The organism is Bremerella volcania (assembly GCF_007748115.1).
Lineage (GTDB): Bacteria > Planctomycetota > Planctomycetia > Pirellulales > Pirellulaceae > Bremerella > Bremerella volcania.
Genome location: NZ_CP036289.1, coordinates 286,364 through 310,021 on the forward strand (window position 1 = coordinate 286,364; position 23,658 = coordinate 310,021).

Annotated in this window: 17 protein-coding genes; 11 read left to right on the plus strand and 6 right to left on the minus strand. The window is 56.3% G+C overall.

The features are described 5' to 3' along the window. Positions 1-123: 123 nt before the first annotated feature. On the minus strand, positions 124-1,848 hold the full coding sequence (locus tag Pan97_RS01205; RefSeq protein WP_165698551.1) for a tetratricopeptide repeat protein: 1,725 nt from the start codon (positions 1,846-1,848) through the stop codon (positions 124-126). Positions 1,849-2,048: 200 nt separating this feature from the next. On the opposite strand from Pan97_RS01205, the gene Pan97_RS01210 reads away from it, so the two are divergent. From Pan97_RS01210 to Pan97_RS01230, 5 genes are all read left to right on the plus strand, one after another. Beyond that, positions 2,049-3,353: an outer membrane protein assembly factor BamB family protein gene (locus Pan97_RS01210; RefSeq protein WP_165698552.1), complete on the plus strand. Its 1,305-nt coding sequence runs from the start codon at positions 2,049-2,051 to the stop codon at positions 3,351-3,353. Positions 3,354-3,826: 473 nt separating this feature from the next. Next, positions 3,827-5,134, plus strand: a complete 1,308-nt coding sequence (locus Pan97_RS01215) for a DUF1501 domain-containing protein (RefSeq protein WP_144969985.1) — start codon at positions 3,827-3,829, stop codon at positions 5,132-5,134. 205 nt (positions 5,135-5,339) lie between these two features. Further along, a complete protein-coding gene (locus Pan97_RS01220) occupies positions 5,340-7,748 on the plus strand; it encodes a PPC domain-containing protein (protein WP_144969987.1) in 2,409 nt (802 codons plus the stop codon). 108 nt (positions 7,749-7,856) lie between these two features. Beyond that, positions 7,857-10,262: a DUF1549 and DUF1553 domain-containing protein gene (locus Pan97_RS01225; protein WP_144978045.1), complete on the plus strand. Its 2,406-nt coding sequence runs from the start codon at positions 7,857-7,859 to the stop codon at positions 10,260-10,262. 102 nt (positions 10,263-10,364) lie between these two features. After that, a complete protein-coding gene (locus Pan97_RS01230) occupies positions 10,365-13,154 on the plus strand; it encodes a c-type cytochrome domain-containing protein (protein ID WP_144969989.1) in 2,790 nt (929 codons plus the stop codon). Positions 13,155-13,366: 212 nt separating this feature from the next. Here the strand turns inward: Pan97_RS01230 and cysK are convergent, their stop codons facing one another. Further along, positions 13,367-14,308, minus strand: coding sequence for a cysteine synthase A (gene cysK, locus Pan97_RS01235; RefSeq protein ID WP_144969992.1), 942 nt, complete (start codon positions 14,306-14,308; stop codon positions 13,367-13,369). Between the two features lie 147 nt (positions 14,309-14,455). Between cysK and Pan97_RS01240 the strand changes: the two genes are divergently transcribed. Both Pan97_RS01240 and Pan97_RS01245 read left to right on the plus strand, forming a co-directional pair. Continuing rightward, positions 14,456-14,821 carry a cupin domain-containing protein gene (locus Pan97_RS01240; protein WP_144969994.1) on the plus strand — a complete coding sequence of 122 codons (366 nt, stop codon included), beginning with the start codon at positions 14,456-14,458 and terminating at the stop codon, positions 14,819-14,821. Between the two features lie 208 nt (positions 14,822-15,029). Further along, positions 15,030-15,869, plus strand: coding sequence for a hypothetical protein (locus tag Pan97_RS01245; protein WP_144969996.1), 840 nt, complete (start codon positions 15,030-15,032; stop codon positions 15,867-15,869). Positions 15,870-16,094: 225 nt separating this feature from the next. Here the strand turns inward: Pan97_RS01245 and Pan97_RS01250 are convergent, their stop codons facing one another. Further along, positions 16,095-16,556: a CbiX/SirB N-terminal domain-containing protein gene (locus Pan97_RS01250; protein ID WP_144969998.1), complete on the minus strand. Its 462-nt coding sequence runs from the start codon at positions 16,554-16,556 to the stop codon at positions 16,095-16,097. Between the two features lie 73 nt (positions 16,557-16,629). Between Pan97_RS01250 and Pan97_RS01255 the strand changes: the two genes are divergently transcribed. Further along, positions 16,630-18,120, plus strand: a complete 1,491-nt coding sequence (locus Pan97_RS01255; protein ID WP_144970000.1) for an AEC family transporter — start codon at positions 16,630-16,632, stop codon at positions 18,118-18,120. Here the strand turns inward: Pan97_RS01255 and pyrE are convergent. Further along, positions 18,104-18,658 (minus strand): orotate phosphoribosyltransferase, encoded by a 555-nt coding sequence (pyrE, locus tag Pan97_RS01260; RefSeq protein ID WP_144970002.1) that lies wholly within the window; start codon positions 18,656-18,658, stop codon positions 18,104-18,106. The two genes, Pan97_RS01255 and pyrE, sit on opposite strands and share 17 nt — an antisense overlap. A gap of 204 nt (positions 18,659-18,862) precedes the next feature. Beyond that, entirely contained in the window at positions 18,863-19,642 is a 780-nt protein-coding gene (locus Pan97_RS01265) for a leucine-rich repeat domain-containing protein (protein WP_144970004.1), read from the minus strand. A 220-nt stretch (positions 19,643-19,862) separates the two neighbouring features. On the opposite strand from Pan97_RS01265, the gene Pan97_RS01270 reads away from it, so the two are divergent. Continuing rightward, positions 19,863-20,105, plus strand: coding sequence for a hypothetical protein (locus Pan97_RS01270; protein WP_144970006.1), 243 nt, complete (start codon positions 19,863-19,865; stop codon positions 20,103-20,105). Positions 20,106-20,233: 128 nt separating this feature from the next. Here Pan97_RS01270 and Pan97_RS01275 read toward each other — a convergent pair whose 3' ends face one another. Next, positions 20,234-21,028, minus strand: a complete 795-nt coding sequence (locus tag Pan97_RS01275; protein ID WP_144970008.1) for a PhzF family phenazine biosynthesis protein — start codon at positions 21,026-21,028, stop codon at positions 20,234-20,236. Positions 21,029-21,177: 149 nt separating this feature from the next. On the opposite strand from Pan97_RS01275, the gene pdxA reads away from it, so the two are divergent. Both pdxA and Pan97_RS01285 read left to right on the plus strand, forming a co-directional pair. Further along, positions 21,178-22,176 (plus strand): 4-hydroxythreonine-4-phosphate dehydrogenase PdxA, encoded by a 999-nt coding sequence (gene pdxA / locus Pan97_RS01280; RefSeq protein WP_241676350.1) that lies wholly within the window; start codon positions 21,178-21,180, stop codon positions 22,174-22,176. A 202-nt stretch (positions 22,177-22,378) separates the two neighbouring features. Next, on the plus strand, positions 22,379-23,587 hold the full coding sequence (locus Pan97_RS01285) for a PQQ-dependent sugar dehydrogenase (RefSeq protein ID WP_144970010.1): 1,209 nt from the start codon (positions 22,379-22,381) through the stop codon (positions 23,585-23,587). Positions 23,588-23,658 lie beyond the last annotated feature (71 nt).

The window sequence follows — 23,658 nt, forward strand, 5'->3', positions numbered from 1 at the left end:
GAGTCCCTTCATGAAAAAAGCCCTGGCACCGTCAAAGAGGCCAGGGCGAGCGTTTCGTTTGGGTGTGGCCTCTGCGTTCATTCTTCCGAATACTCGAGGCGAAGCAAACAAAAAAGAGTTGGCTCAGGAGACGGGGTCCATGTCGGGGACTGGTTCCATCATCTCTGGCTTATCATCCTTCTTCCCCTTTTTGCCGGGCTTTTCTTGGTCGGCGTCTTTCAACTGTTCGGCCACCTTGGAAGCCGGACCGGCGATGGTATCGGTTTTGCCACCTTCCTTGGTGTTTTGAATTTCTCGCCAGGCTTCGTTGCCATCGTAACAATCCAACTCGTTCTTGAGGTGCTCGCGAATCTCGGCGGCAGCTTCGTCGCCACCGGCGACTTCGACGGCCTTCTTCGACCACTTGCGAGCTTCCTCGAAGTCACCCTTTTCGGCGTGAGCCGCGGCTAAGGTCGACAAGATGTGAGCTTGCGAGTAGTCGGTCGCCTCGCAGGCCTTTACGGCGTACTTGAGCGCTTTCTCGCCATCACGAACGTCCTCTTTGGGGGACGTGGCCAAGACCCACGCCAGGTTGTTCAGGATACCCCCTTCTTCATCATCTTGAATCTTGAGCGCGGCCATGTAAGTTTCGACTGCCTCGGCATGTTTGCCGTAAGAGAGCAGGGCATCTCCTTTGCCACGCAGCGCGAGAACGTTATCAGGCTCGATCTTAAGGACCTGATCGTAGACTTCCACGGCCTTGCGAGGACGCTTGTCGGCTTGATAGAGGGTTGCCAGCTGCAAGGCGATCGTGGCGTTGTCGCTGTTGCGAATCTGGAGCGCTTCGAGGTCGCGAATCGCTTCGGCGAACTTCCCTTCCTGGGCGTATAGCGTGGCTCGCATGAGCAATGCCTGCATGTTGCCGGTGTCGGCAGCCAAGGCCCGCTCGACGTCTTGCAGGGCCGACTTGTAGTCTTCCCGTTCCACGTACAAACTGGCCCGCATCAACAGAGCCGGCACCGATCGCGGGGCGAGAACCAGTACCTGATCCAGGTCTTCAATCGCCGCGTTCAGATTGCCGGCCATCGTCTTGAATTGGGCTCGCAGCAAGTAACCAATCGGCGAGTTGGGATTGGCTTGAATGATTTGATCGACCGCCTTGATCGCTTCGTCGAACTCACCCAATCGGGCAAACGCACGAGCATATGCTTGCAGCGAAGTCAGGTCGCCGGGGGCCAACTGTTCGGTAACGACCTTCAGGTCGGCCAAGGCTTCTTGAAACTTTTCCTGTTCCAGATACATCAGCCCACGGAGTCGATACGCGTCGGCATTGTTCGGATGAGCTTCGATGGCCTTGGTCAGCACGTCAATCTGAGCATCGGGGCCTTCAGCGAATACAAGGGAGACGACCAGCGCTTTCGAGAGGGGCTCGCCGGTTCCTTGCAGCAGTTCGATCGCCTTGTTGATGCTCTTTTTCGCTTGATCGCGATCTCCTTCAGGTAGAAGCAAGAGACGTGCCTTCAGGAAATGGAGCATGCCGACCGAGTCGTCGTACTTCAGACCCTTGTTGACCTCGGCGACCGCTTTGTCGCGTAGTTCTTTCCAGTCTTTGCGCTGCTGGGCTTCTTCGAAGATCCCTTTGCCCATGGCTTCGGCCCGTTGGTAGCGTACCGAGGTGAGCAGTTGCTTGGCGAAGACCTGGTCTTCTTCGTGCAGCCCCTTGTCTAAGGCCGATTCACAAAGTTCGGCGACCTTGGCCAGATCGTCCATCCCTTCGGCGTCGAGTTTCAAGTCGACTGCTTTGTCGAGATCGGCTTGCCCTGCGTAATCCTCAGCCGCCAGGGGGAGGGTTAAGAAGCCACCTATCATTGTGGCTACCACGAAGAGGGAGAATCGCCCAACCATGATGTTTTTATCTAACTCCGTGAGAACATTTTGTTAGCGGATTCGCGTAAAATGTTATTCTAAGCAATTAGGCAGACCTTGCCATGACGAGAATTCAGGGAATTTATTTCGATTCGGCAATATGCAAAGAAGCTGTTGCCGGAATGACTCCCCAACGGAGACGCATGATGCTCGCAGGATATCGCCGATTTGTGTCCCTATCGCTTGCGGTAGGTGCGTTGCTGCTTGGTTGTCGGCAAGAGCCGGTTGCCGAGATCCATGCCCCGCAAGGCGAAGCCGCTCAAGCTGCCGATCCGGTATCGCTGCCGCCCAGTAGCTGGCCCTGGTGGCGCGGCCAAGATCGGGATGGGATCGCCCATCAAGAGATCGCCGATTTCCAGTGGACCAGCCAACCCAACGTCGTCTGGAGTGCTAAAATCCAGGGACTGGGGCATTCTTCGCCCATTGTCGTGGGGGACAAGGTCTTCATCACGACGGCCGATGCCAAGCAGGAAACCAAGTCGCTAGTCTGCTATGAGACCATCATGGGCAAGCCGAACTGGACTACCACGGTCCATCAGGGCGGCTTTATGCGGACCCATCAAAAGAACTCTCAGGCCTCCGCGACACCAGCCACCGACGGAAAGTACATCTTTACGGCGTTCGTGGTGAAGGACTCTTTATATGTCACGGCGATCGATCTGAAAGGACAAATCGTCTGGCAGAAGGAAGCCGGACCATTCCGCAGCCAGCATGGCTATGGAAGTTCGCCGATCATTTTCGAGTCGTACGTGATAGTCTTGGCGGACTCGGATGGGCCTGGGTTCTTAGCCGCATTGCGACGAGACACCGGAGACATCGTCTGGCGGGTAGGACGTTCGTCTGAACCAAGTTACGGCTCGCCTATTCTGGCCGAAGTTGCCGGCAGGCAACAGATTCTCATTGGCGGGACTGGGAAGACGTCAGCCTACGACCCCAACAATGGCGAACTTCTGTGGTCGGTCAGCGGTCCTGCGAAGACGACTGCCAATACCCCAGTGGTTGCCGGGGACCTGGTGATTTCGACCGGCGGCTATCCTCAAAACGGATCGATTGCCGTCCGAGTCGATAGAGATGGGGAGAAAGTCAGAGAAACGATTGAATGGGAAGCCAGGGAGCGGATTTATGTCCCGTCCCCTTTGGTACACGATGGTAAGATCTTCGCGGTCAACGACGACGGAATCGGGCTGTGCTACGACGCGGTGACTGGCGAGCGTCTCGCGCGGAAGCGTATCGGCGGTAACTTCAGTGCCTCGTTGACCTTATACGGCAATTACATGCTCGTTCCCGACGAGGACGGGACAATGCACGTCTTTGATGCGACTCCCGATTTTAACTCGGTTGCCCAGTTTCATCTCGAGGGAAATGGATTCGCCAGCCCTGTGTTCGCGGGCGGAAAGCTGTATTGGAGAACATCGACGCATCTCTACTGCCTCGCGCCTGCTTCGTAGTTGCGAAAGCACCAACTAAGCCAGTTCGAATGGGTGGCACGCTTGGCAAATCGGGGCTAGTTTCGCCTTTTTGCCAAATTCTTCTGATGGCTCGTGACATCACATCGGCGTAAGTTCCTTTTGTGTAAGGGTTTAGCTAAGAAGTTGCCAAGGGAGTTAAATAGGTCAAATCCAATATAATTCTTTTGACAACAGAGATGAGGATCGTTATATTGGCCATTTAATGGATAAGGCTGCTTCTATCCGAAGTGGCACATTTCCTTCCATTACCTACCCATATTTGCCTACCTTTTTTGAAGATGGCCGAGTTTAGCGGCGATCGTTCAATGTTACGCTCGCGTCCAACACCCTTGCGCTTCACATATTAGGGGTTTGGCGCCGTTCCTTCCGTTTCGCTTGAAATTGGTGAAACCTTTCATCAATCCAAGTCATTCCCAAGAAGCTGAACACACCCAAAACTGTTGGAGATGGTCATGAAGAAGTGCAAGGGGAACCCGCTGAGTCGACGTAATTTTCTTACCGTCGGTGCCGCGGCAGGTCTGGGGCTGAGCATGTCCGACATGTTCCGGCTGCAAGAAGCCCAGGCAGAAATCAAGCAGTATGATTTCATCGAAGCCAAGGCCAAGAGCGTCATTCACATTTACCTGCCGGGTGGTGCCGCCCAACAGGAACTGTGGGATCCGAAGCCATATTCGCCGATCGAATATCGCGGCGAAATGAAGACGGTCAAAACCAATACCGGCGAGTACTTCAGCGAAGCACTGCCTAAAACCGCTCAAGTGGCCGACAAACTGTGCATCATTCGTTCGATGAGCCATGGTGAAGCCGCTCACGAACGTGGCACGCACAACATGTTCACCGGATACCGTCCCAGCCCGGCGCTTAAGTTTCCCAGCTTCGGTGCCGTAGTGAGTCACGAGTACGGTCCGCGCAAGAATCTGCCTCCTTACGTTTGCGTGCCAAACGTGCCTAACGAATTTGCAGGCACGGGCTATCTAAGTTCTTCCTTTGCACCATTCTCGCTGGGTTCCGATCCAGCCAGCGGTGGTTTCAAGGTTCGTGACCTGAGCCTGCCAGGCGGCGTGGATGATGCTCGTTTCTATCGTCGTCGCTCGGCTCTGGATGCCGTCAACAACTACTTCGCTCAGAAGAACGAGTCGGATCAAGTTGCGGCAATGGATACCTTCTACGAACGAGCTTACAGCTTGGTTTCGTCGCCGGAAGCTCGTGAAGCATTTAACATTGATGCCGAAGATGCCAAGATTCGCGATGAGTATGGTCGCAATCAGGCCGGCCAGCGTATGCTGATGGCTCGACGTCTGGTTCAGTCCGGCGTTCGCATGGTCACGCTGACTTATGGCGGTTGGGACATGCATCAACGCATTACCGACAGCATCAAGCGTCAGGTGCCTGACTTCGATCAAGCCTTTTCGGCACTGATTCGCGACCTCGATCGCCAAGGCATCCTGGACGACACGCTGGTGATGGTTTCCTCCGAATTCGGACGTACGCCGAAGATCAACAAGGACGCTGGGCGCGATCACTGGCCGAAAGTCTTCAGCGTGGCATTAGCCGGCGGTGGTCTGAAGAAAGGCTACATCCATGGTGCCTCGAACGCCACTTCGAGCGAGCCAGAACTCGACCCAGTCGGTCCCGAAGATCTTGCCACCACCATGTACCACCAGTTGGGTATCGTGGCTGACAAGGAATTGATGGCACCTGGCGATCGTCCGATTGAAATCGTTGACGGTGGCAAGGTCATCAAAGACCTGCTGGCCTAACTTAGTAGAAACTGGCTTCGCGACGGCAGAAAACACTTCGCCTTCGTGAGGTTCAGGTTAGAATAAAACCGTTCGGCCTGGGCAAGTTTGCCCAGGCCGAACCTATCATCCCCGCCTAAAATCGTGAGTTCGGTTTCCTGCCAGCTTCCGGCTCTCGTTTTCTCCCCCACACGATTTGAACCCTTCATCTGGACGCGGTACCGTCATGAAACGCCTCCAAGTTCTTTTATTGGCTACGGTCATCACGACGCTGATCTCAGCTGATATCCTGGCTGCCAAGCCAGCTTTCTCGCGGATCAGCCCTCCTGGTTTCCAACGCGGTCAAGAGATCACCGTGACGTTGCAAGGAGATCGCCTGAAAGACACTCAGGAGATTCTTTACTTCGAGCCAGGCGTCTCAACCAAATCGATCGAGGCAGAAGACGACAAGAAGGTAAAAGTCACCCTGAACGTCACTCCTGACTGCCGTCTTGGCCAGCATGCGATGCGGCTGCGGACGGCGACTGGGCTGAGCGATGTGGTTCTCTTCTACGTCGGCGCCCTGCCAGAAATCGAAGAGAAAGAACCCAATAGCGATTTTAAAGAACCGCAGCCCGTCGAAATGGGAACCACAGTCAACGGAATCATCCAGAACGAAGATGTCGACTACTTCGTCATCGAGGCCAAGAAAGGTCAGCGGATCACGGCCGAATTGACTGGCCTGCGATTGGGCCTGACCTTCTTCGATCCGTACGTCGCGATCCTCAACCAGCAACGTTTTGAACTCGCTAAGAGCGACGATGAACCTCTCTTATTCCAAGACTGCCTCTGCTCGCTTTTGGCTCCGGAAGATGGCAAGTACATCATTCAGGTCCGCGAAAGCAGCTACGGCGGCAACGGCAATTGTGCCTATCGCCTGAGCGTCGGCAGCTTCCCACGTCCCAAAGGTATCTACCCAACCGGCGGCAAGCCAGGCGAAGAGATCGAAGTCACTTGGTTAGGCGACCCTTCCGGCACGCAGACCGCCAAGGTACGTTTGCCAGAGAAGGAAGGCGAGTTTCTGTACTATCCAGAAGATCAGTACGGTATCGCTCCTTCCCCGAACCGTTTGTTCGTTTCGAGTCTGCCTGGCGTAGTCGAGAAGGAACCGAACAACGACCTGAAGGCAGCCACGCCCATGCAAGGGCCGGGCGTTGCCAGTGGTGTGATCGAACAGAAGGGGGACTACGACCACTTTGCATTCCCGGCCAAGAAGGGGCAAGAGTATGACGTTCGCGTCTATGCTCGCGAAGATTTGCGTTCCTACCTGGATCCCGTCGTCGATGTCTATCAACAGTCCAACGGCAAGCGTCTGGGTGGCAACGACGACACCGGCGGAAATATCGATAGCTACGTTCGCGTCAAAGCGGAAGAAGATACCGACTTGGTGGTCCGTGTGCGTGACCACCTTGGCTCTGGCAGTCCGCTGAACATCTACCGCGTGGAAGTCACCCAGCGTACGCCGAGCCTGGTCATCGACATTCCGGAAGTCGAGCGATATAAAGCCCGCACGATGAGTGTTCCGCAAGACAACTACATGGCTGTCTTGTTGACCGCTCGCCGCGAGAACTTCGGCGGCGAACTGAAGTTTGATTTCCATGATCTGCCGGAAGGAATCGAAGTGATCACCTTCCCCATGGCGGAAAATACCAACAAGTTGCCAGTCCTCATGCGAGCCAAGCCCGATGCCCAACTCAACGGCAAGTTGGTGGATGTCGTGGCCAGGCCGACCAACCAGGATATCAAGGTTGAAGGACACGTGCTACAGCGTACGATGCTCGTTCGCGGTCAAAACAACCGTGACGTGTGGGGTCACGATACCGACCGCATGTCGGTCGCCGTCGTCGAGAAAGTCCCTTACAAGCTCGAGATCGTTCAACCGAAGGTGCCGGTCGTCCGCGATGGCTCGATGAAGCTGAAAGTGAAAGCGACGCGTGCCGAAGGGTTTGAAGATGAAATCCGCCTGCGTCTGCTCGACGATCCACCGGGCATTGGCGCCTCGCGTTCGATCAAAATCGAAAAGGGGCAGACCGAAGCTGAGATTCCCGTCACGGCCAACGGCGGTGCGGCCATCGGTGTTCACAAGATTTGCGTTTTGGGAACCTCCGGCCTGTCGGAAGTCTCTTCTCCCTTCGCCGACTTGGAAGTTGCTGATCGCATCGTTGACTTCGCCTTCAATCAAGCTGCCTGCGAGCAAGGGCAAGAGGCTCAGATCGTTGTTGGTTTGACCGCCAAACGAGAATTCCCTGGCGAGGCTACCGTCGAACTGCTGGGAATGCCTTCTGGCGTGACCACCGAACCGGTCAAAGTGAACAAAGACGCTGAAAAAGCGGTCTTCACCGTCAAAGTTGCCCAAGACGCGAAAGATGGCAAACACAAGTCGATCGTGGCCCGCATCACGGTGACCGAAAACGACGAGCCAATTGTTCAGACCAACGGCAACATCGAACTGCGGGTCGACAAGCCGCTGCCACCCAAAGTGGCCACCGCCAAACCCAAGGACGAACCGAAGAAGGAAGAGGCTCCTAAGCCGAAACCGGAACGTCCGCTCAGTCGCCTGGAACAACTGCGACTGGCTAAGGAAATGGGCGAGTAAACGCCTGCTTTCGATTCCCCCCAGAACAAGATTCCTATACCCTTCCCAGGATAAACGGCGAAAGCCGAAGGAGAGCCAGCCGTGACTCGTAACGCAGTCGCTCATTGGATGCTCAGCGGACTCGTGATTTGTCTGGCAGCAACGACTGCTCAGGCCGAGACCGCCATTCGCGAAATCAACGTCTATCCCAGTTCGATTGAATTGCTGACTAGCCGAGATGCTCAGCGGTATGTCGTGGTCGCGACTCGCGATGACGACGTCACGCTCGATGTCACCGCCCAGGCAACCGCCTCGCTGGCCTCGGAAGGGAGCGTCAAACGGGAAGGTAACTTGGTCCTGCCGGTTGCCGATGGCGAAACGACTTTAAAGATCGAATATGCCGGTCACAAGGTCGAAATTCCGGTAAAGGTCGCCCAGGCAACCGAAGAACGTCCCGTCAGTTTCCACCTCGACGTGATGCCGGTCTTCATGCGAGCCGGTTGTAACACCGGTAGTTGCCACGGTGCTGCTCGCGGTAAGGACGGTTTCCGTTTGTCGCTATTTGGTTTCGATCCGGATGGCGACTACTTCCGCACTACGCGCGAACAAGCCACCCGTCGCGTCAACCTCGCCGATCCCCAGTCTAGCTTGCTGCTGGAAAAGGCGATCGGTAGCGTTCCTCATACCGGTGGTAAGCTCTTCGAGAAAGACTCCGATTACTACGCCACCCTTCTGCGTTGGCTGGAAACCGGTGCCAAGCCAGATGAAGGGGAAGTGCCCCGGTGCGACAAGATCGAGATCTACCCGCCCAAGGCCGTCCTCGAAGGGGAAGGGGCCCAGCAGTCGTTCATCGTCAAGGCCTTCTACGCGGACGGCACCACGCGTGACGTGACCAATCTGGCTGTCTTCATGTCCAATAATGACAACTCGGCTCCGATCGATAAGAACGGTTTGTGCACCGCCTCGAAACGCGGCGAAGCGTTCGTCATGGCTCGCTTCGACACCCACACCGTCGGTAGCCAGGTGATCGTCTTGCCGAAGGATTTGAAGTACGAAAAGCCTCAGGTCGTCGGTAATTACATCGACGAGTTGGTGGGTTCCAAACTGCACAAGCTGCGAATCACACCGAGTGAAATCTGCACGGATGAAGAGTTCCTCCGTCGTGCGACGGTCGATATCACCGGCCTTCTGCCGACCGAGGAGGAATACAACGTATTCATGGCCGACACTTCGGCCGACAAGCGAGCCAAGCTGGTCGATCGCCTGCTTGAGCGTAAAGAGTTCTCGGAAATCTGGGCCATGCGTTGGGCCGAGCTGTTGATGATCAAGAGCACCAACCGCGTGAGCGATAAGTCGGCCTTCCTGTACTACAGCTGGCTGACCGAACAGATCTCCAACGACGTTCCACTGGATCAGATGGTTCGCGATCTGCTCTCCGCATCGGGCGGTACGTTCAGCAATCCGCCGACCAACTACTACGAAATCGAGACCGATACCCTCAAGACGGCCGAGAACGTGGCTCAGGTTTTCATGGGGCTGCGAACTCAATGTGCCCAGTGTCACAACCATCCATTCGATCGTTGGACGATGGATGACTACTACGGCTTCGCCGCGTTCTTCGCTCAGATCGGTCGTAAGAACACCGAGGACTACCGCGAGCGTATCATCTACAACCGCGGTGGCGGCGACGTGCGTCACCTAGTCGGCAATAAGGTCATGGAACCGAAGTTCCTTGGCGGCGTCGAACCAGACATGAAGGGACGCGATCGTCGTGAAGTGCTGGCCGAGTGGTTGACCGCTCCCGAGAACCCTTACTTCGCGAGCAGCGTCGCTAATCGGATTTGGGCCAGCTTCTTTGGCGTTGGTATCGTCGATCCAGTCGATGACGTCCGCGTGAGCAACCCAGCCTCGAACCCCGAACTGTACACGACGCTGGGTAACAAGCTGGTCGAGTACAACTACGATTTCAAGAAGCTCGTTCGTGACATCTGTGCCTCCAAGGCCTATCAGCGAACGACTGTTCCCAATGACAGCAACAAGTCCGATACCAAAAACTTCGCTTACGCCCAGGTACGCCGTATCCCGGCCGAGCAACTCTTGGACTGCATCAGTCAGGCCACCAACCACGACGAAAAGTTCCGCGGCCTGCCACTCGGTTCGCGTGCCGTGCAGATCGCTGACGGTAAGACTTCCAACTACTTCCTCACGACCTTTGGTCGCAGCGAACGTGAAACGGTTTGCTCGTGTGAAGCTGCCACCTCACCGACCTTGTCCCAGGCGTTGCACATGCTGAACGGCTCGGCCACGCAAGACAAAATCGCACGCGGCAAGCTGGTCGAAGACTGGGTCAAGGAAGAGCTGACCAACGATCAGATCATCGACAAGATTTACATCCGCTGCCTGGCCCGCAAGCCAACGGCGGAAGAACGAGAGAAACTCACGGCTGTTCTCAAAGAAGAAGAGAACCGCCAACGGGGGCTCGAAGACGTCTTCTGGGCGGTCCTCAACTCCCGCGAGTTCATGTTTAACCACTAAATTTCGTGAGCTAGACTTGCTTTAGCGTGCCACGGTCCGTCCGTCGGCACGCTTGACCCCCGCCTTCGTTTGCCCGCCTTTTTTCGCACAGAGTATTGAGCGATGCGTTATACCTTCCCACTTCTGGTTTTGTTCGGATTGACCACGCTGGCCGCAGCTGAAGATGCCAAGCCAGCTGGCGACATGGTCGAAAAGATCACCTACGAAGATCACGTTCGTCCGATTCTGCGGGAGCATTGCTTTACCTGTCATAACCAGGGGGATGCCAAGGGGGGGCTGAACCTGGAAAGCTTTGGAGCCACGCTCGAAGGTGGTGCCAGTGGTGAGGTGGTCATCCCACAAGACGTCGGCAGTTCGCGTCTGTTTGCATTGATCAACGGTGACGAAACGCCAGAGATGCCGCCGGGGCAAGATCCGATTGCCCAGGAAAAGCGAGACATCATCGCGAAGTGGATCGAACTGGGCGCACTGGAAAACAGCGGCTCGAAAGTTAAAGCCAAGAAAAAGAGCGGCCTGGCGATGGAAGGCCCGGTGACCACCGGCAAGCCAGAAGGTCCTGCCGCGATGCCGGAAGGTCTGTGGAAGGCTCCGGTCATGGAGCTCCACAGCAGCGGTGCCATTACGGCGATGGCGCACAGCCCTTGGGCACCTCTGGTCGCGATTGCCGGTCAAAAGCAGATCGCATTGTACAATACCGATACGCTGAAATTGCTGGGCGTGATTCCTTACCCGCAAGGCATTCCGTACATCCTCCGCTTTAGCCGTAATGGCGAAGTGCTGATGGCTGGTGGTGGCCGTGGTGGTTACGCCGGCAGCGTGACTCTCTTCAATGTTCGCACCGGCAAGCCGCTGGTGACGGTCGGTGACGAATACGACGCCGTGCTGGCTGCCGATGTATCGCCCGATCTTTCGCGAGTTGCCCTGGGGGGGCCTCAGCGACTGGTTCGCATCTACTCGACAGCCGACGGTTCGCTACTTTACGAAATCAAGAAGCACACCGACTGGGTCACCTCGATTGCTTACAGCCCTGACGGGGTCTTGCTTGCCTCGGCTGATCGCTCGAACGGACTGTTCGTTTGGGAAGCCGAAACGGCTCGCGAATACATGAACCTGCAAGGACACAAAGAAGGCATCAACGCCGTGTCTTGGCAGCCGGACTCGAACGTGTTGGCTTCCGCCAGCAGCGATAACGACGTCAAGCTGTGGGCCATGATCGACGGCAAGAACATCAAGTCGTTCGGCGCCCATGGTGGCGGTGCCGAGTGGGTCAGCTACACCCACGACGGACGCATGGTCACCGCTGGCCGCGACAAGGTCGCCAAGGTTTGGGCTGGTGACGGAAAAGAACTCGCCAAGACCCCAGGCTTCGCCGACCTGGCCCTGCGTGCTTGTTTCAATCACGACGGTATCAAGATCGTTGTTGGTGACTGGACCGGTGAGATCCGCGTCTACAAAATCGAAGGGATGCAGGAACTCGGCAAGCTGAAAGCCGTCACCCCGACCTACGACGAGATGATCGCTTCGCTGCAGACCGAAATTGGTGCCTTCGACAAGGCCGCTGCTGATACAAGTGCCGCCGCAGCCGCAGCCAAGCAGGCCTTCGACAATCATCTTGCCGCGATCGAGAACAGCAAGAAGGCCAGCAATGACGCCAAGGCCGCCATGGATGCGGCCGCGAAGAAGATCGAAGAGCTGAAGAAGGCCATCGCCGACTCGGAAGCCAAGCAAAAGCAGCAAGAGCAAGAAGCCAACGCGAAGGACGCCGACTCGAAGAAGTGGGCCGGCGAAATCGCCAAGGCCGAGCAGTCGCTCAATCAAGTCAACGCCAAGCTGGCCAACTACGGCAAGCAGATCCAAGAGAAGACTTCGGTCCTGAATGCCGCCAAGAATGCTCAAGCGGAACATCAAAAGCAGTTGGACGACTTGAAGAAACAGCTAGCCGCTCAGCAGCAAGCGATCGAAGCCGCCAAGAAGAAGGTCGCCGACCTTGATGCCAAGATCGCCGAAGCGACCAAGCAAAAGGAATCGGTCGCCGACGATCAGAAGGAATCGAAGCAAAAGGAAATCGATTCGCTCAATGGTGAAAAGTCAGCCGCCCAGGCCGAAGTCGACAAGCTGGCTGCCGAAGCAAAGAAGTCGACCGACGCCATCGCAGGCAAAGACGGCGAACTCAAAAAGGATGCCGAGCAAATCGCCGCCGCCGAAGCTCAGGTGAAGCAGCTTCAGGAAGAGACGAACAAGGCCAACGCCGAGAAAGCCAATGCGGAAAAGGCCATCGCCACGGCGAAACAGAACAAGCAGACCGCCGATACCCAGCTGGCATCCGCGAAGTCCACGATCGAAGCGGCCAAGAAGGCCAAAGACGAAGCCAACAAGGAGACCGGCACACAGCAAAACCTGATCAAGCAGTACGACGCCGAGATGAAGAAGCAGGCCGAGCAGCTTAAGAAGCTGGAAGAAGGCAAGCTGAACGTCGAGAAGGCGATGAACGATCAGGCCGCCGCTGCCAAGGCTGCCGCCGAGAAAGCCGCTGCCGCCAAGGTCGAGTTGGAAGCACTCAAGAAGGAAAAAGCCGACTTCGCCGCTTACCCCGCCAAGCTGCAAGCCGAACAGCAAGCCATGATGACCGGCATCAAGACCCAGGAACAGCAGGTTGCCGAAGCCGCCGCCAAGCAGGCCGAGATGGAAAAGCAGATGGAAGAAAAGCTGGCCCAGATCGCCAAGCTGCAGGCCGAACTCGATAAGGTCATGGAAGAAAAGTCGGCCGTCTACGCTCAACTCCGCGAGCACAAGCAGAAGGTCGAAACCAGCACCGACGAAATGGCCAACGCCCAGGCCAAGCTGGAAGAACTGAAGCGGCAGGCGGAATTGCTTCAGACGTTGTACCAGTAATGACTCCTTAGCCCCGAAAAAGGGGCGGCATCTAGTAATCAAGGGCGTGTAAGCCCTGGTACTCGTCTCAAAAGAGAAAGAGCCCCAACGGGGCGACATAATCTCTCAACATTGAGTTTATGTCGTCCCGTTGGGGCTCACTTGTTTCTTGCTCGTCTAACCCAGGGTTTACGCCTGGGCTATTTTATTTCGCCCCTTTGGGGCTTCGGGACTTAACCGTCCAGGCCACCAAACAGTGGCGTTGATAGATATCGTTCGCCCAGGCTGCACAGGATGACCGCGATTCGTTTGCCCTTCATTTCGGGGCGAGCGGCAACCTGCTTGGCAGCCCAGATGGCGGCGCCGCTGCTGATCCCCGCGACCAGGCCTTCTTCCTTGGCCAGCAGTCGGCCATACTCGAAAGCGTCTTCGTCGTCGACTTGAATCGTTTCATCGACGATCGACGTATCCAGGTTCTTCGGAATGAAGCCCGCACCGATCCCTTGGATGCGATGCTTACCAGGCTGACCGCCGCTGATCACGGGGCTGTTCTTCGGTTCGACGGCGATCGAAATGAAGTTCGGGTTCTTGCTCTTGATGAAACGCGAGACGCCGGTGATCGTACCGCCGGTACCGACGCCGGAGATCAACACGTCGACGTTGCCTTCCATGTCGGCCCAAATTTCAGGGCCGGTGGTCGCTTCGTGAATGGCCGGGTTGGCTGGGTTCTCGAACTGGCCAGGCATCCAGCCGTTGGGTTCCTTCTCGGCCATTTCGGTCGCCGTGTTGATGGCCCCTTTCATACCGTCGGCCGCAGGCGTCAGAACCAGGTTCGCACCCATCGCACGTAGCAGGGCACGGCGCTCGAGCGACATCGATTCCGGCATGGTCAGCGTCAACTTGTAACCTTTGGCGGCACAAACGAAAGCCAGGGCGATGCCTGTGTTGCCGGAAGTCGGCTCGATGATGTGCGTGTCTTTAGTCACGATGCCGCGCTTCTCGCCATCGGCAATCATGGCGTACCCGATTCGGTCTTTGACGCTATTGAGCGGGTTGAACCATTCACACTTGCCGTAAACCTCGGCCCCACCCTGGGGGATCAACCGATTGATATGTATCATCGGGGTATCGCCGATGGCGTTGCATGCGTCGTTAAACGTCTTATTTCGGGGCATGATTGGTTTCCTTCGTGATGTCCGTTAAAGCGCTAGGCTTGGGTGTATTTTTCGCCCAAGTATCAAGAAACGCCCAAATGTGTCAATAAGATTCTCTCACAGCCCAAGCCGCTGTGCCAGAACACCCCGTTAGGAGGCAAAAAACCGATGGATATCGTCAATCTGAACGACGCCGAGCCGTTCACCACCAAAGACGGCTCCGAAATCCGCGAACTGCTGGCCCACCGCAATTCGTGCATCCGGGCCCAAAGCCTGGCCGAGGCCCGCCTCCCCCCAGGCGCTAGCACCACCGCCCACTACCACCCCAAGACGGAAGAAATCTACTACATCACCCACGGCCAAGGGCGTATGCAGATCGGCGAAGAACTGCGCGAAGTCCGCGTAGGGGATGCGATTGCCATCCCACCAGGCCAGGTCCATCAGATCACCAACACGGGCAGCGATACACTGCGACTGCTGTGTTGTTGTGCTCCCGGGTACGAGCATGAGGATACGGTGTTGGTGGAGGAGTAGTGCTAAGCCGCGATAATCTCTGAAGCCCCGAAGGGGCGGCATATAATAGCCCAGGGCGTAAGCCCTGGGGAAGTCGATCAAGAAACGAGTGAGCCCCAACGGGGCGATAGAGAATAGACCGGGACTTAGTTGGAATTTGCAAAGCCACCACTTTACAATATTGGCAGAAATAAACGCTCGCGAAATATCCAATTAGCTGGGGTTGGTAATGGACGTTAAGCATCTTCACAGCACATTTTTTCTTTTACTGTGGTTGAACACATGTCCTGTGTATATCTTCGCCGCTGATAGTGATAAGGTTCCTGATCCGGAGATCATAGCGGCAAAGGAGGTGTTCGAAGAAAACATCGATTCTGCAAAGAAGCATCTGCTAGAGCGTCTCGAAACGAAACTGGAGTTTGCTCAACGGCGTGGTGAACTAGAGTTGGTTGAGTCGGTTGTTAAAGAGATTGAAGCATTTAAAGGCAAAGGTATTCTTCCGACTGTTGTTCCGGCAGATGGTTACGTGACTACCTTTGAACGAGCGCTAACGCAACTCGAAAATGCCTATGATCAAGTAGTTCGGAGGTATGTGAGGGAAGGGCTACTTGATGATGCTCGTTATCTTCAAGACGAAATCAAAAAGATCAAAGCATTACCTTCGAATCATCCAACATATGCCAATGCCGAAATAGTTGTTAAGTCGGGTGCTTCCTCACTTCAGAACCTTAAGAATGGAGTAAGAGCGTTTTCGGATCGATCCTATAAATGGGTAGATATACCAGACGACTTTCCCTTCAAGCAATTTGCACAGGTTCAAGGCGAAGGTACAAAGCCAATACATTTTCAAGTCAAGACACCAGGAGTCGTCTATATTGCTTTGAGCAATGAACACCCAACTCGTGTCACGGCTTTCATTCGAGAATACGAGTGGGCGCCAACGGGTTTTCGGCTAAACCATACCGCAAAAACAGGGAAGCCTGTCGACGTTTTCATGCGAAATATGGACGCTGGAGAATACCACATGCCAAGGGTAAATTTCTCAGGGCCAACATTACTCTCGCCTTAATCCGATACGATAGCTCTTTCTTTAATAGTTTTAATTCCCTTGCCGTAACGATTCCAAGAACCAATGAAAGCCCCAACGGGGCGACAGAAAACCTGCCAGGAACAATTCTGTCGCCCCGTTGGGGCTTTCGCTTTATCAGGTACCAACTACCAGGGGTTTGCACCCCTGGCTATTATATGCCGCCCTTTCAGGGCTTCGGACGTAACGCCTTTTGAGCGTCTTCGGCTATTGACCACGCAATTGACAACTACTCTCTTCGGTACACACCTCACAAATCGGCGCCCCCTCTTCGCAATGCGCCAAACAGGTTTCGATGCGTTCTTGCATCACCTTCGCCATCAGCGGGTGTAGCCCTAGTGGGGCGGTTACCAGGTGCGTAATGCCTGGATGGTTGGCGGCTGCCTCTTGGGCCAGGCGGGGAATGTCTTCGTGCCAGTGTCTTCCTGGTGAAAGAAAATAGGGGTGCACGACGATCCGGGTAGCTCCCTGGCCGACGCATTTTTGAAACGCCTGGGCGATGCTGGGCTCGACCAGTTCCATGTGGGCTGGTTCGACGATCTTGTATCCGGCTGTCTGGCGGAACAGCTCGACCACTTCCAGTAACAGGTCGTTGCTTTCGGCCCGGCGGGAGCCGTGGTCGACGATGATGATGCCCAGGTTTTCTCGGTCGGATGTGGTCTGCCGCATCAAAGAACTGCTCGGGAGTGAAGTTTTGGGTGGCCTAATTGTTGCTTCGCGGGCTAACGATTAAGTTAGGACGATGAATCTTACGCAAGTCATTACGATTCTAAGCATAACGGCCGCCGTTTTCACCGTGATGGGGATCGGCGGGACGGCTCGTTATCTGCAATGGATCTCGCGCGAGGTCGACGCCGGCTTGTTGAAGCTCGGCATTCGCGTGCTGATGCCGTGCTTTATCTTTGTGAAGGTAGTCGGCAATCCGGCCTTTGACGAGGCCGCTAACGTCTATCTGCCGCCGATCTGGGGTTTTGTCACGGTCGCTCTGGGCTGCTTCGTAGCGTACTCGTGGGCACGCGTGGGTGGAGCCCGGCTCGGCTTCGATCACTCGGACAAAGTGCATACGTTTGCCATCTGCATCGGGATCTTCAACTACGGATTCATTCCCATTCCGCTGATTCAGGAAATCTTCGGCGAGCGGGCCCTGGGGGTGCTGTTTCTGCATAACGTCGGCGTGGAACTGGGGATCTGGACGATCGGCGTGAGCCTGGCCAGTGGCGGGCTGACCAAGGGTTGGTGGAAGAACGTCTTGAACCCGCCCAGCCTGACGATCATCCTCTCGCTGTTGATCAATGAGATGGGCTGGGCCAGCCTGGTGCCGGAGTTCGTGACACAAATCACAAGCATCCTGGCCAGCGCCGCCATTCCGATGATGATGCTCCTGATCGGGGCGACGTTCTACGATCAAATCTTTCACGCGGACGTGCAGGGAGACAACTCGAGCCCCTGGCCGACATATGTCTCGACCGTTTTGCTGCGGCTGCTTCTATTGCCCATTTTATTTCTGTTAGCGGCACTTTGGCTGCCGATTTCGTTGGAACTGAAGCAAGTGGCGGCAATTCAAGCCGCGATGCCGGCGGCCGTTTTCCCGATTGTGCTGACCAAGCACTACGGAGGAGATCCCCGCACGGCACTTCGCGTGGTGATGGCGTCGACCGTGGTTGGATTTGTTACAATTCCCATATGGATCTCGACCGGCATTGCCTGGCTTGGTCTCGAGACCACCGTGCTTCAGCAAACTTCTCAGGAGGCAATCGTGGCACCTCAACTAGAGCCACTCAAGCAAGCGATACACGTGGCCGGCATCTCGGTTCGCACCACCAACCGCAAGGAAATGAATCCTGATGCCTGGCGGATTCCCAAGCTTTACGAAAAGTATGAGACCGACAACATCGATTCATTAATCGCGAATCCGGTCAATCCGAAGCAGCGCATTGCCGTGTACGCCGATTACGAGTCGGACCAGTCCGGCGAATTCACGATGCTGCTGGGGAGAGAGGTGTCGCCGGAAGCCGAGGTGCCGGATCAGCTCGACAAGGTGCGGATTCACAAAGGGAATTACCTGCACTTTGTTGGCGAAGGAGAGATGCCGCAGATCGTTCTTAAAACGTGGAAAGAGATCTGGCGCTTCTTCGAAGAAGATATGACCTACTCGCGGTCGTTCGAGGCTGACTTCGAGATCTATGACGAAGCCAGCCCCAATCGCGTCGATATCTTTATTGCGGTGGAGTGATTCCGAAGTCTTCGATCGTCAGCAGGGTACGCAATTCGTAGCCTGCTTCGGCAAACGCCTGTTTGCCACCTTCCATGCGGTCGACAATCGCAATTACGCCCAGCACTTTCAGCCCGGCCGCTTCGACCTTTTCGATTGCCTTGAGCGAGCTGCCGCCGGTAGTGACGACGTCTTCCACGATCACGCACGTGTTGCCGGAAACGATCGGGCCTTCGACGTCTTGTCCGGTTCCGTGGGCCTTGGCTTCCTTGCGAACGATGAACCCGGCGAGCGACTTGCCTTGCACGGCCGCCATGGTGATGACCGAAGCCGAGATCGGATCGGCCCCAATGGCCATCCCTCCGACCGCATCCGGCAGGTCGTCCCCCAGCATGTCCAAGATGCCCAGGCCAACCTGCAGAGCACCTTCGCTGGAAAGGGTCACCTTGCGGCAATCGAGATAGTAAGAAGCCTTCTTGCCCGAGGCGAGCGTGAAGTCGCCAAATTTCAGGCCTTTGTCACGAACAATTTCAATCAGCTTCTCTTTGCTGTATTGCATCGATCTTTCCTCGGTCGCAGGGTCATGAGCCATTCGAAACCCATCGTACCGCATCGGGGCAAAGCAGGTCAGGGGGTAGGTCCCTCTCCTGTCCCCTCTCCACCGTCTTCGGGGGAGAGGGGACAAGATGCGCGAGCGTCGCCCTTTAGAAGAAATGACATTGGACTTATAACCTAGGCTATTGTCTGCCGTCCCTTTCAGGGCTTAAGAATCCTCACCGGCGTCGCTTTCGTCCAGGGGTAAGATCTCGGTCTCGGGCAGGGCCTCGCGAAGTCGCTTCAGTCCTTCCGGCGTGACGGCCGTCTCTTGCAGGTACAACTCTTGAAGCGACTTCATCTGTGACAGCGCGTCGACGCTTTCGTCGGTGACGTTCGTCCCTAATAGAAAGAGCACCTCCAGGTTGGTCAGCGCCGGTAGCTTCTTGACCGCCTCGTCGCCGATATCGGTCTTGGCCAGGCTCAGTATTTTCAGCGAGGTCAACTGCACTACCGGATCGACCGCCGCGTCAGTGAAGCGGGCATGAAACAGCGTTGGCTCGGTATCGGTGATGACCGAGCCTCCCAGGTACAGCTGCTCGATGCTCGGCAGGTCGGTCAAATGTGTGAGGGCCTCGTCACTGATCTGCGTGCCACGCAGGTCGAGCACGATCAAGTCGGGCAGCCCTGTGATCAGGGCCAGGTCTATGTTGGTGACCAGCAGTGGATTGGGTGTGGTGATGACCTGAATGCGGTTCTCGTTGTCTCGGCCAATTTCAAAACCGACGCGTCGAAACTTGCTGACCGTTGGGTCTTGGTCGTTATCATGCACGGCCGGAGGCGTCGGCTTGGCGGCCCAGTTGAAGATTAGCCCGCCGACTAGCAGCAACATGCCAGCGACGACGATCGACATCAGCGCGATGCCGATTTCCATCCCAAAGCTTTCGCGTTTGGGGCGTTGTGGCTGGTCGGGGAAGTCTGGGTGCGGCATGCGACGAGGGACTTTCATGAGAAGTTCAGCAAGCTCCTAAGATAACATCAACCAGCCCCTATTTGCCACGGTTAGATCGAACCATGCTGTGCTATCAGTGCTGCTTCACGGAAATCGAAGAATTCGCGAACTGCCTGGCGGGGCTCGCCGTATCAGTATCTGTTCCCAGGCGAGGTTCATGACGGAGAGCAACTTCGGTCCTGGCAACACCCAAGCGATAGCACACGGAGGAGACGCAGTGACCAGAAAACGACACGCCCGACGCAGTGGCAAACAAAGCTCCGCGCAAATAGGCATGCACCTGGTGCGAGCGATTGTCCTGGAAGGGATGGGCATTCTGCTGTTGGCAGGCCTGATCGGTTACCCGATCCTGACGCAAACCCAATGGCGAGTCTCGTGTCAGGACTGCGAACCTTCGGCCATCGACCAAGGCCTGCACGTGCTGTTGGCCAAAGTGGGTTTGCTCAACGAGCCAGACTAAATCAACAACCACGATGCCATGCCCACGTTGGCGCGGGCATCACTTACTACCCCGGGATGACATGCCCACGCCAACGTGATCACGACACCGCACCTTGAACGCCAGGAGGTCTATGAAGAAGGGAATCTTTAGACGAACAGTTCAATCTTAGCCACAACTACGGCGTGCCCTCTTAGGAGGGCACGTTTGTTTCGAACCTCAACTTCTACCTCTCCTCCGCGCGGCGATGCTTGATACGCTTGGAGGATCTTCTTGTCGAGCTTGCGGCTCCAATACTCACCAACTACGCAGTGCGCCGATCCGGTGACCGGGTCTTCCGGGATGCCAGCGGCCGGCGCGAAGAACCGGGAAATGAAGTCGTACTCCGGCGCATCACTTCGGGCCGTGACCATCACCCCGCGCGAAGTCACCGGTGCCAGCAGCGCATGATTGGGATTGAGCCGGCGAACGTCGTCCGCTGTTGGAACTTCGATCAGCCAATCCCACGCGTTCTTCCCACAAAACGTGAAATCGCCGATCCCCAGGCTTTCCAGCAGGCCGTCCAGCGGCGGTGTTTCTTCCGCGGCAGCGATCGGAAAGTCGAGTTCGATTCGGTCCCCAAGAGGGGACGCGGTTAACGTGCCGCTGTGAGTCTCGAAGCGAAGTGTCTGATCCTGGGGAAAACCTTGGTGTTGCCACAAGGTGTGTGCGGTGGCCAGGGTTGCGTGCCCGCACAGATCGACTTCCACGGCCGGCGTGAACCACCGGAGCCGGAGCGAGTCTCCTTCCGGATGAACGAAAGCGGTTTCGGCCAGGTTCATTTCCGCCGCAACCTGTTGCATCCACTCGGCATCGACCGGCTCGTCCAGCCAACAGACGGCTGCCGGGTTCCCAGCAAAAGGTTTGGATGTGAACGCATCGACTTGGTACAGGGTACGCGGCATGGTAAATATTTTCACAAGAAGAAAGTGGCTCGGTCCGCCTGGCAGACACGCACAACCAGGCATCAGGTTCGCCTCCCTCGGCGAAAAGGCGATAGGTTGTACAATAGAACAAGTGCTTCATACTTGCCACGGAAAAGAAAGTATTTGGCGTGTTGCATCCGCGAATCATCGTCACCATGGGGGACCCCGGCGGGGTAGGGCCGGAGGTCTGCCTGCAATTTCTGCTCGACCACAACCAATACGCAGGCACCGTGCCGATCATCTTCGGCGACGCCGCCATCTTGCGTCAGGTCGCCCACGTGTGCGGTTACCCTGAGCCTAACAACGTCGTTCCCTTCCATGAAGCGATGGACCTTCACTCGCTGAAAGAGGCGACCGTCGTCGACTTCGGCACCATCGACTTGGCCAGCTTTACGCCCGGCAAAGTCACCGCCGAAGGGGGCGAGGCGTCCTACCAGTACTTCACCAAGGCGATCGACTTTGTCCTGGCCGGCAAGGCCGATGGCATCACGACCGGGCCGATCAACAAAGAAGCCCTGCACGCCGCCAAGCATTTCTACCCGGGACATACCGAGATCCTCATCGAGCGCTGCGGCCGCGACTCTGGCTGCATGATGCTGACCAGCGAAGAACTGACCTGCAGCTTCGTCACCACGCACGTCGGTTACCGCGATGTGCCGCAGCTGCTGACGATCCAGCGCATCGACGAAGTGATCGATTTGACGGTCGACGCGATGCGGAAGATTCGTAAGCGCGATCCACGCCTATTGGTATGCGGACTCAATCCGCATGCCGGCGAGCACGGCCTGTTCGGCGATCGCGAAGAAGAACGCATCATCGTCCCTGCCGTCGAAGCTGCACGCGCGAAAGGAATTTACATCGACGGCCCCGTCCCGCCTGACACGGCCTTCCTGGCCGAACGCCGTCCGCTGTACGACTGCGTGATTTGCATGTACCACGACCAAGGGCACATCCCACTGAAAGCCCTGGCGTTCGACGTCGCCGTGAACACGACGCTGGGCTTGCCGATCGTAAGAACGTCGGTCGATCACGGCACCGCGTTCGACATCGCCTGGCAGGGCAAAGCGAAAGTATCGAGCATGATCCACGCGGTGCAGTTGGCTCGTGATTTGGTTTCGCATTCGTGATGCAACCTAAACGCTGGTTTCTTATCCGCGAAATCCGCGGCCCTTGGCGATCCCCCATCAAATTCCCGGCCATAAACTTGGTGAAGATGGGCACTAAGAGCAGGCTGGTGCATGGAATTCGCCAAATTGCCCAGCTAGAATAAGTCGACGTTCCTGCCACTGGTCCTTCCGTGTTTCCCCTGTCGCTGAGAGCATCTCGACCATGAATCGTTTGCTTCGTTTGTTTTTTGTTCTTCCGATGATGGCCCTGTTGGTTGTGCCTGCGTTTGCGCAGAAGAAGGAAGTCGAGGGTCCGCCGATCCCGAATGATCCGATCTTGTCGGTGCTTCCTAAGAAGACTTTCACCAACCTGCGGATTCGTCGACCGGTGACGATCACCCACGCTGGTGACGGCAGCAACCGCGTCTTCTTTGCTGAACAGCAAGGGGTCATCCTGGCGGTGCCCAACGATCCACAGGTCGAAGAGACGGAAGTCTTTCTCGATATCGAAGACTCGGTTCGCTTCAATCCGAAGCAAAACGAAGAAGGCCTCCTGGGCGTGGCGTTCCATCCCAACTTCAAAGAGAACGGCGAGTTCTTCGTTTACTACACCGTGAAGAAGGGGCTGGTCTCGCACGTCTCTCGTTTCAAAACCAAAGATGGCAAGGGGGATCCCGAGTCGGAAGAAGTGCTACTGACGATCGATCAGCCGTTCTGGAATCATAACGGCGGCAGCATCGAGTTTGGCCCCGATGGGTACCTTTACATTGCTTTGGGGGATGGCGGTAAGGCCAACGATCCTTTCGGCAACGGGCAGAACCTGGGGACCTGGTTGGGCTCGATCTTGCGGATCGACGTCGACAAGAAAGAGAACGGCAAGAACTACGGCATCCCGGCCGACAATCCTTTCGTGAACACGAAAGGGGCCAAGCCAGAGATCTATGCCTATGGCCTGCGTAACGTCTGGCGACTGACTTTCGATCGCGAGACCGGTGCTTGCTGGGCCGGCGACGTGGGGCAGGGCCTGTGGGAAGAAATCGACGTCATTACCAACGGCGGTAACTACGGCTGGAACGTTCGCGAAGGCTTGCATCCCTTCTCCGAAGAGTTCGCCAAGCCAGGTGCCAAATACATCGATCCGATCTTCGAGTATCACCACAACGTCGGTAAGTCGATCACCAGCGGCTACGTCTACCGCGGCAAGAAGGTCCCGCAATTGGTCGGCAAGTTCCTGTACGCCGACTACGTGACTGGTAAGATCTGGGCGCTCGAGTACGACTACGAGACCAAGAAGGCTGGCACGAACTATCGCATCGAAGAGCCCTCGAACCCGCCGGTCGTTTGCTTCGGCGAAACGGAAGATGGCGAAGTGCTGATGTGTGCGATTTTCGGCGATTACGGCTCGATCTACGAGTTCGTTTCCGCCGAGTAGCACATCTCTTGTCCCCTCTCTCCGCCGGGGTGAGGGCTAGGGTGAGGGGCGAATTTGAAAAACCTTCACTC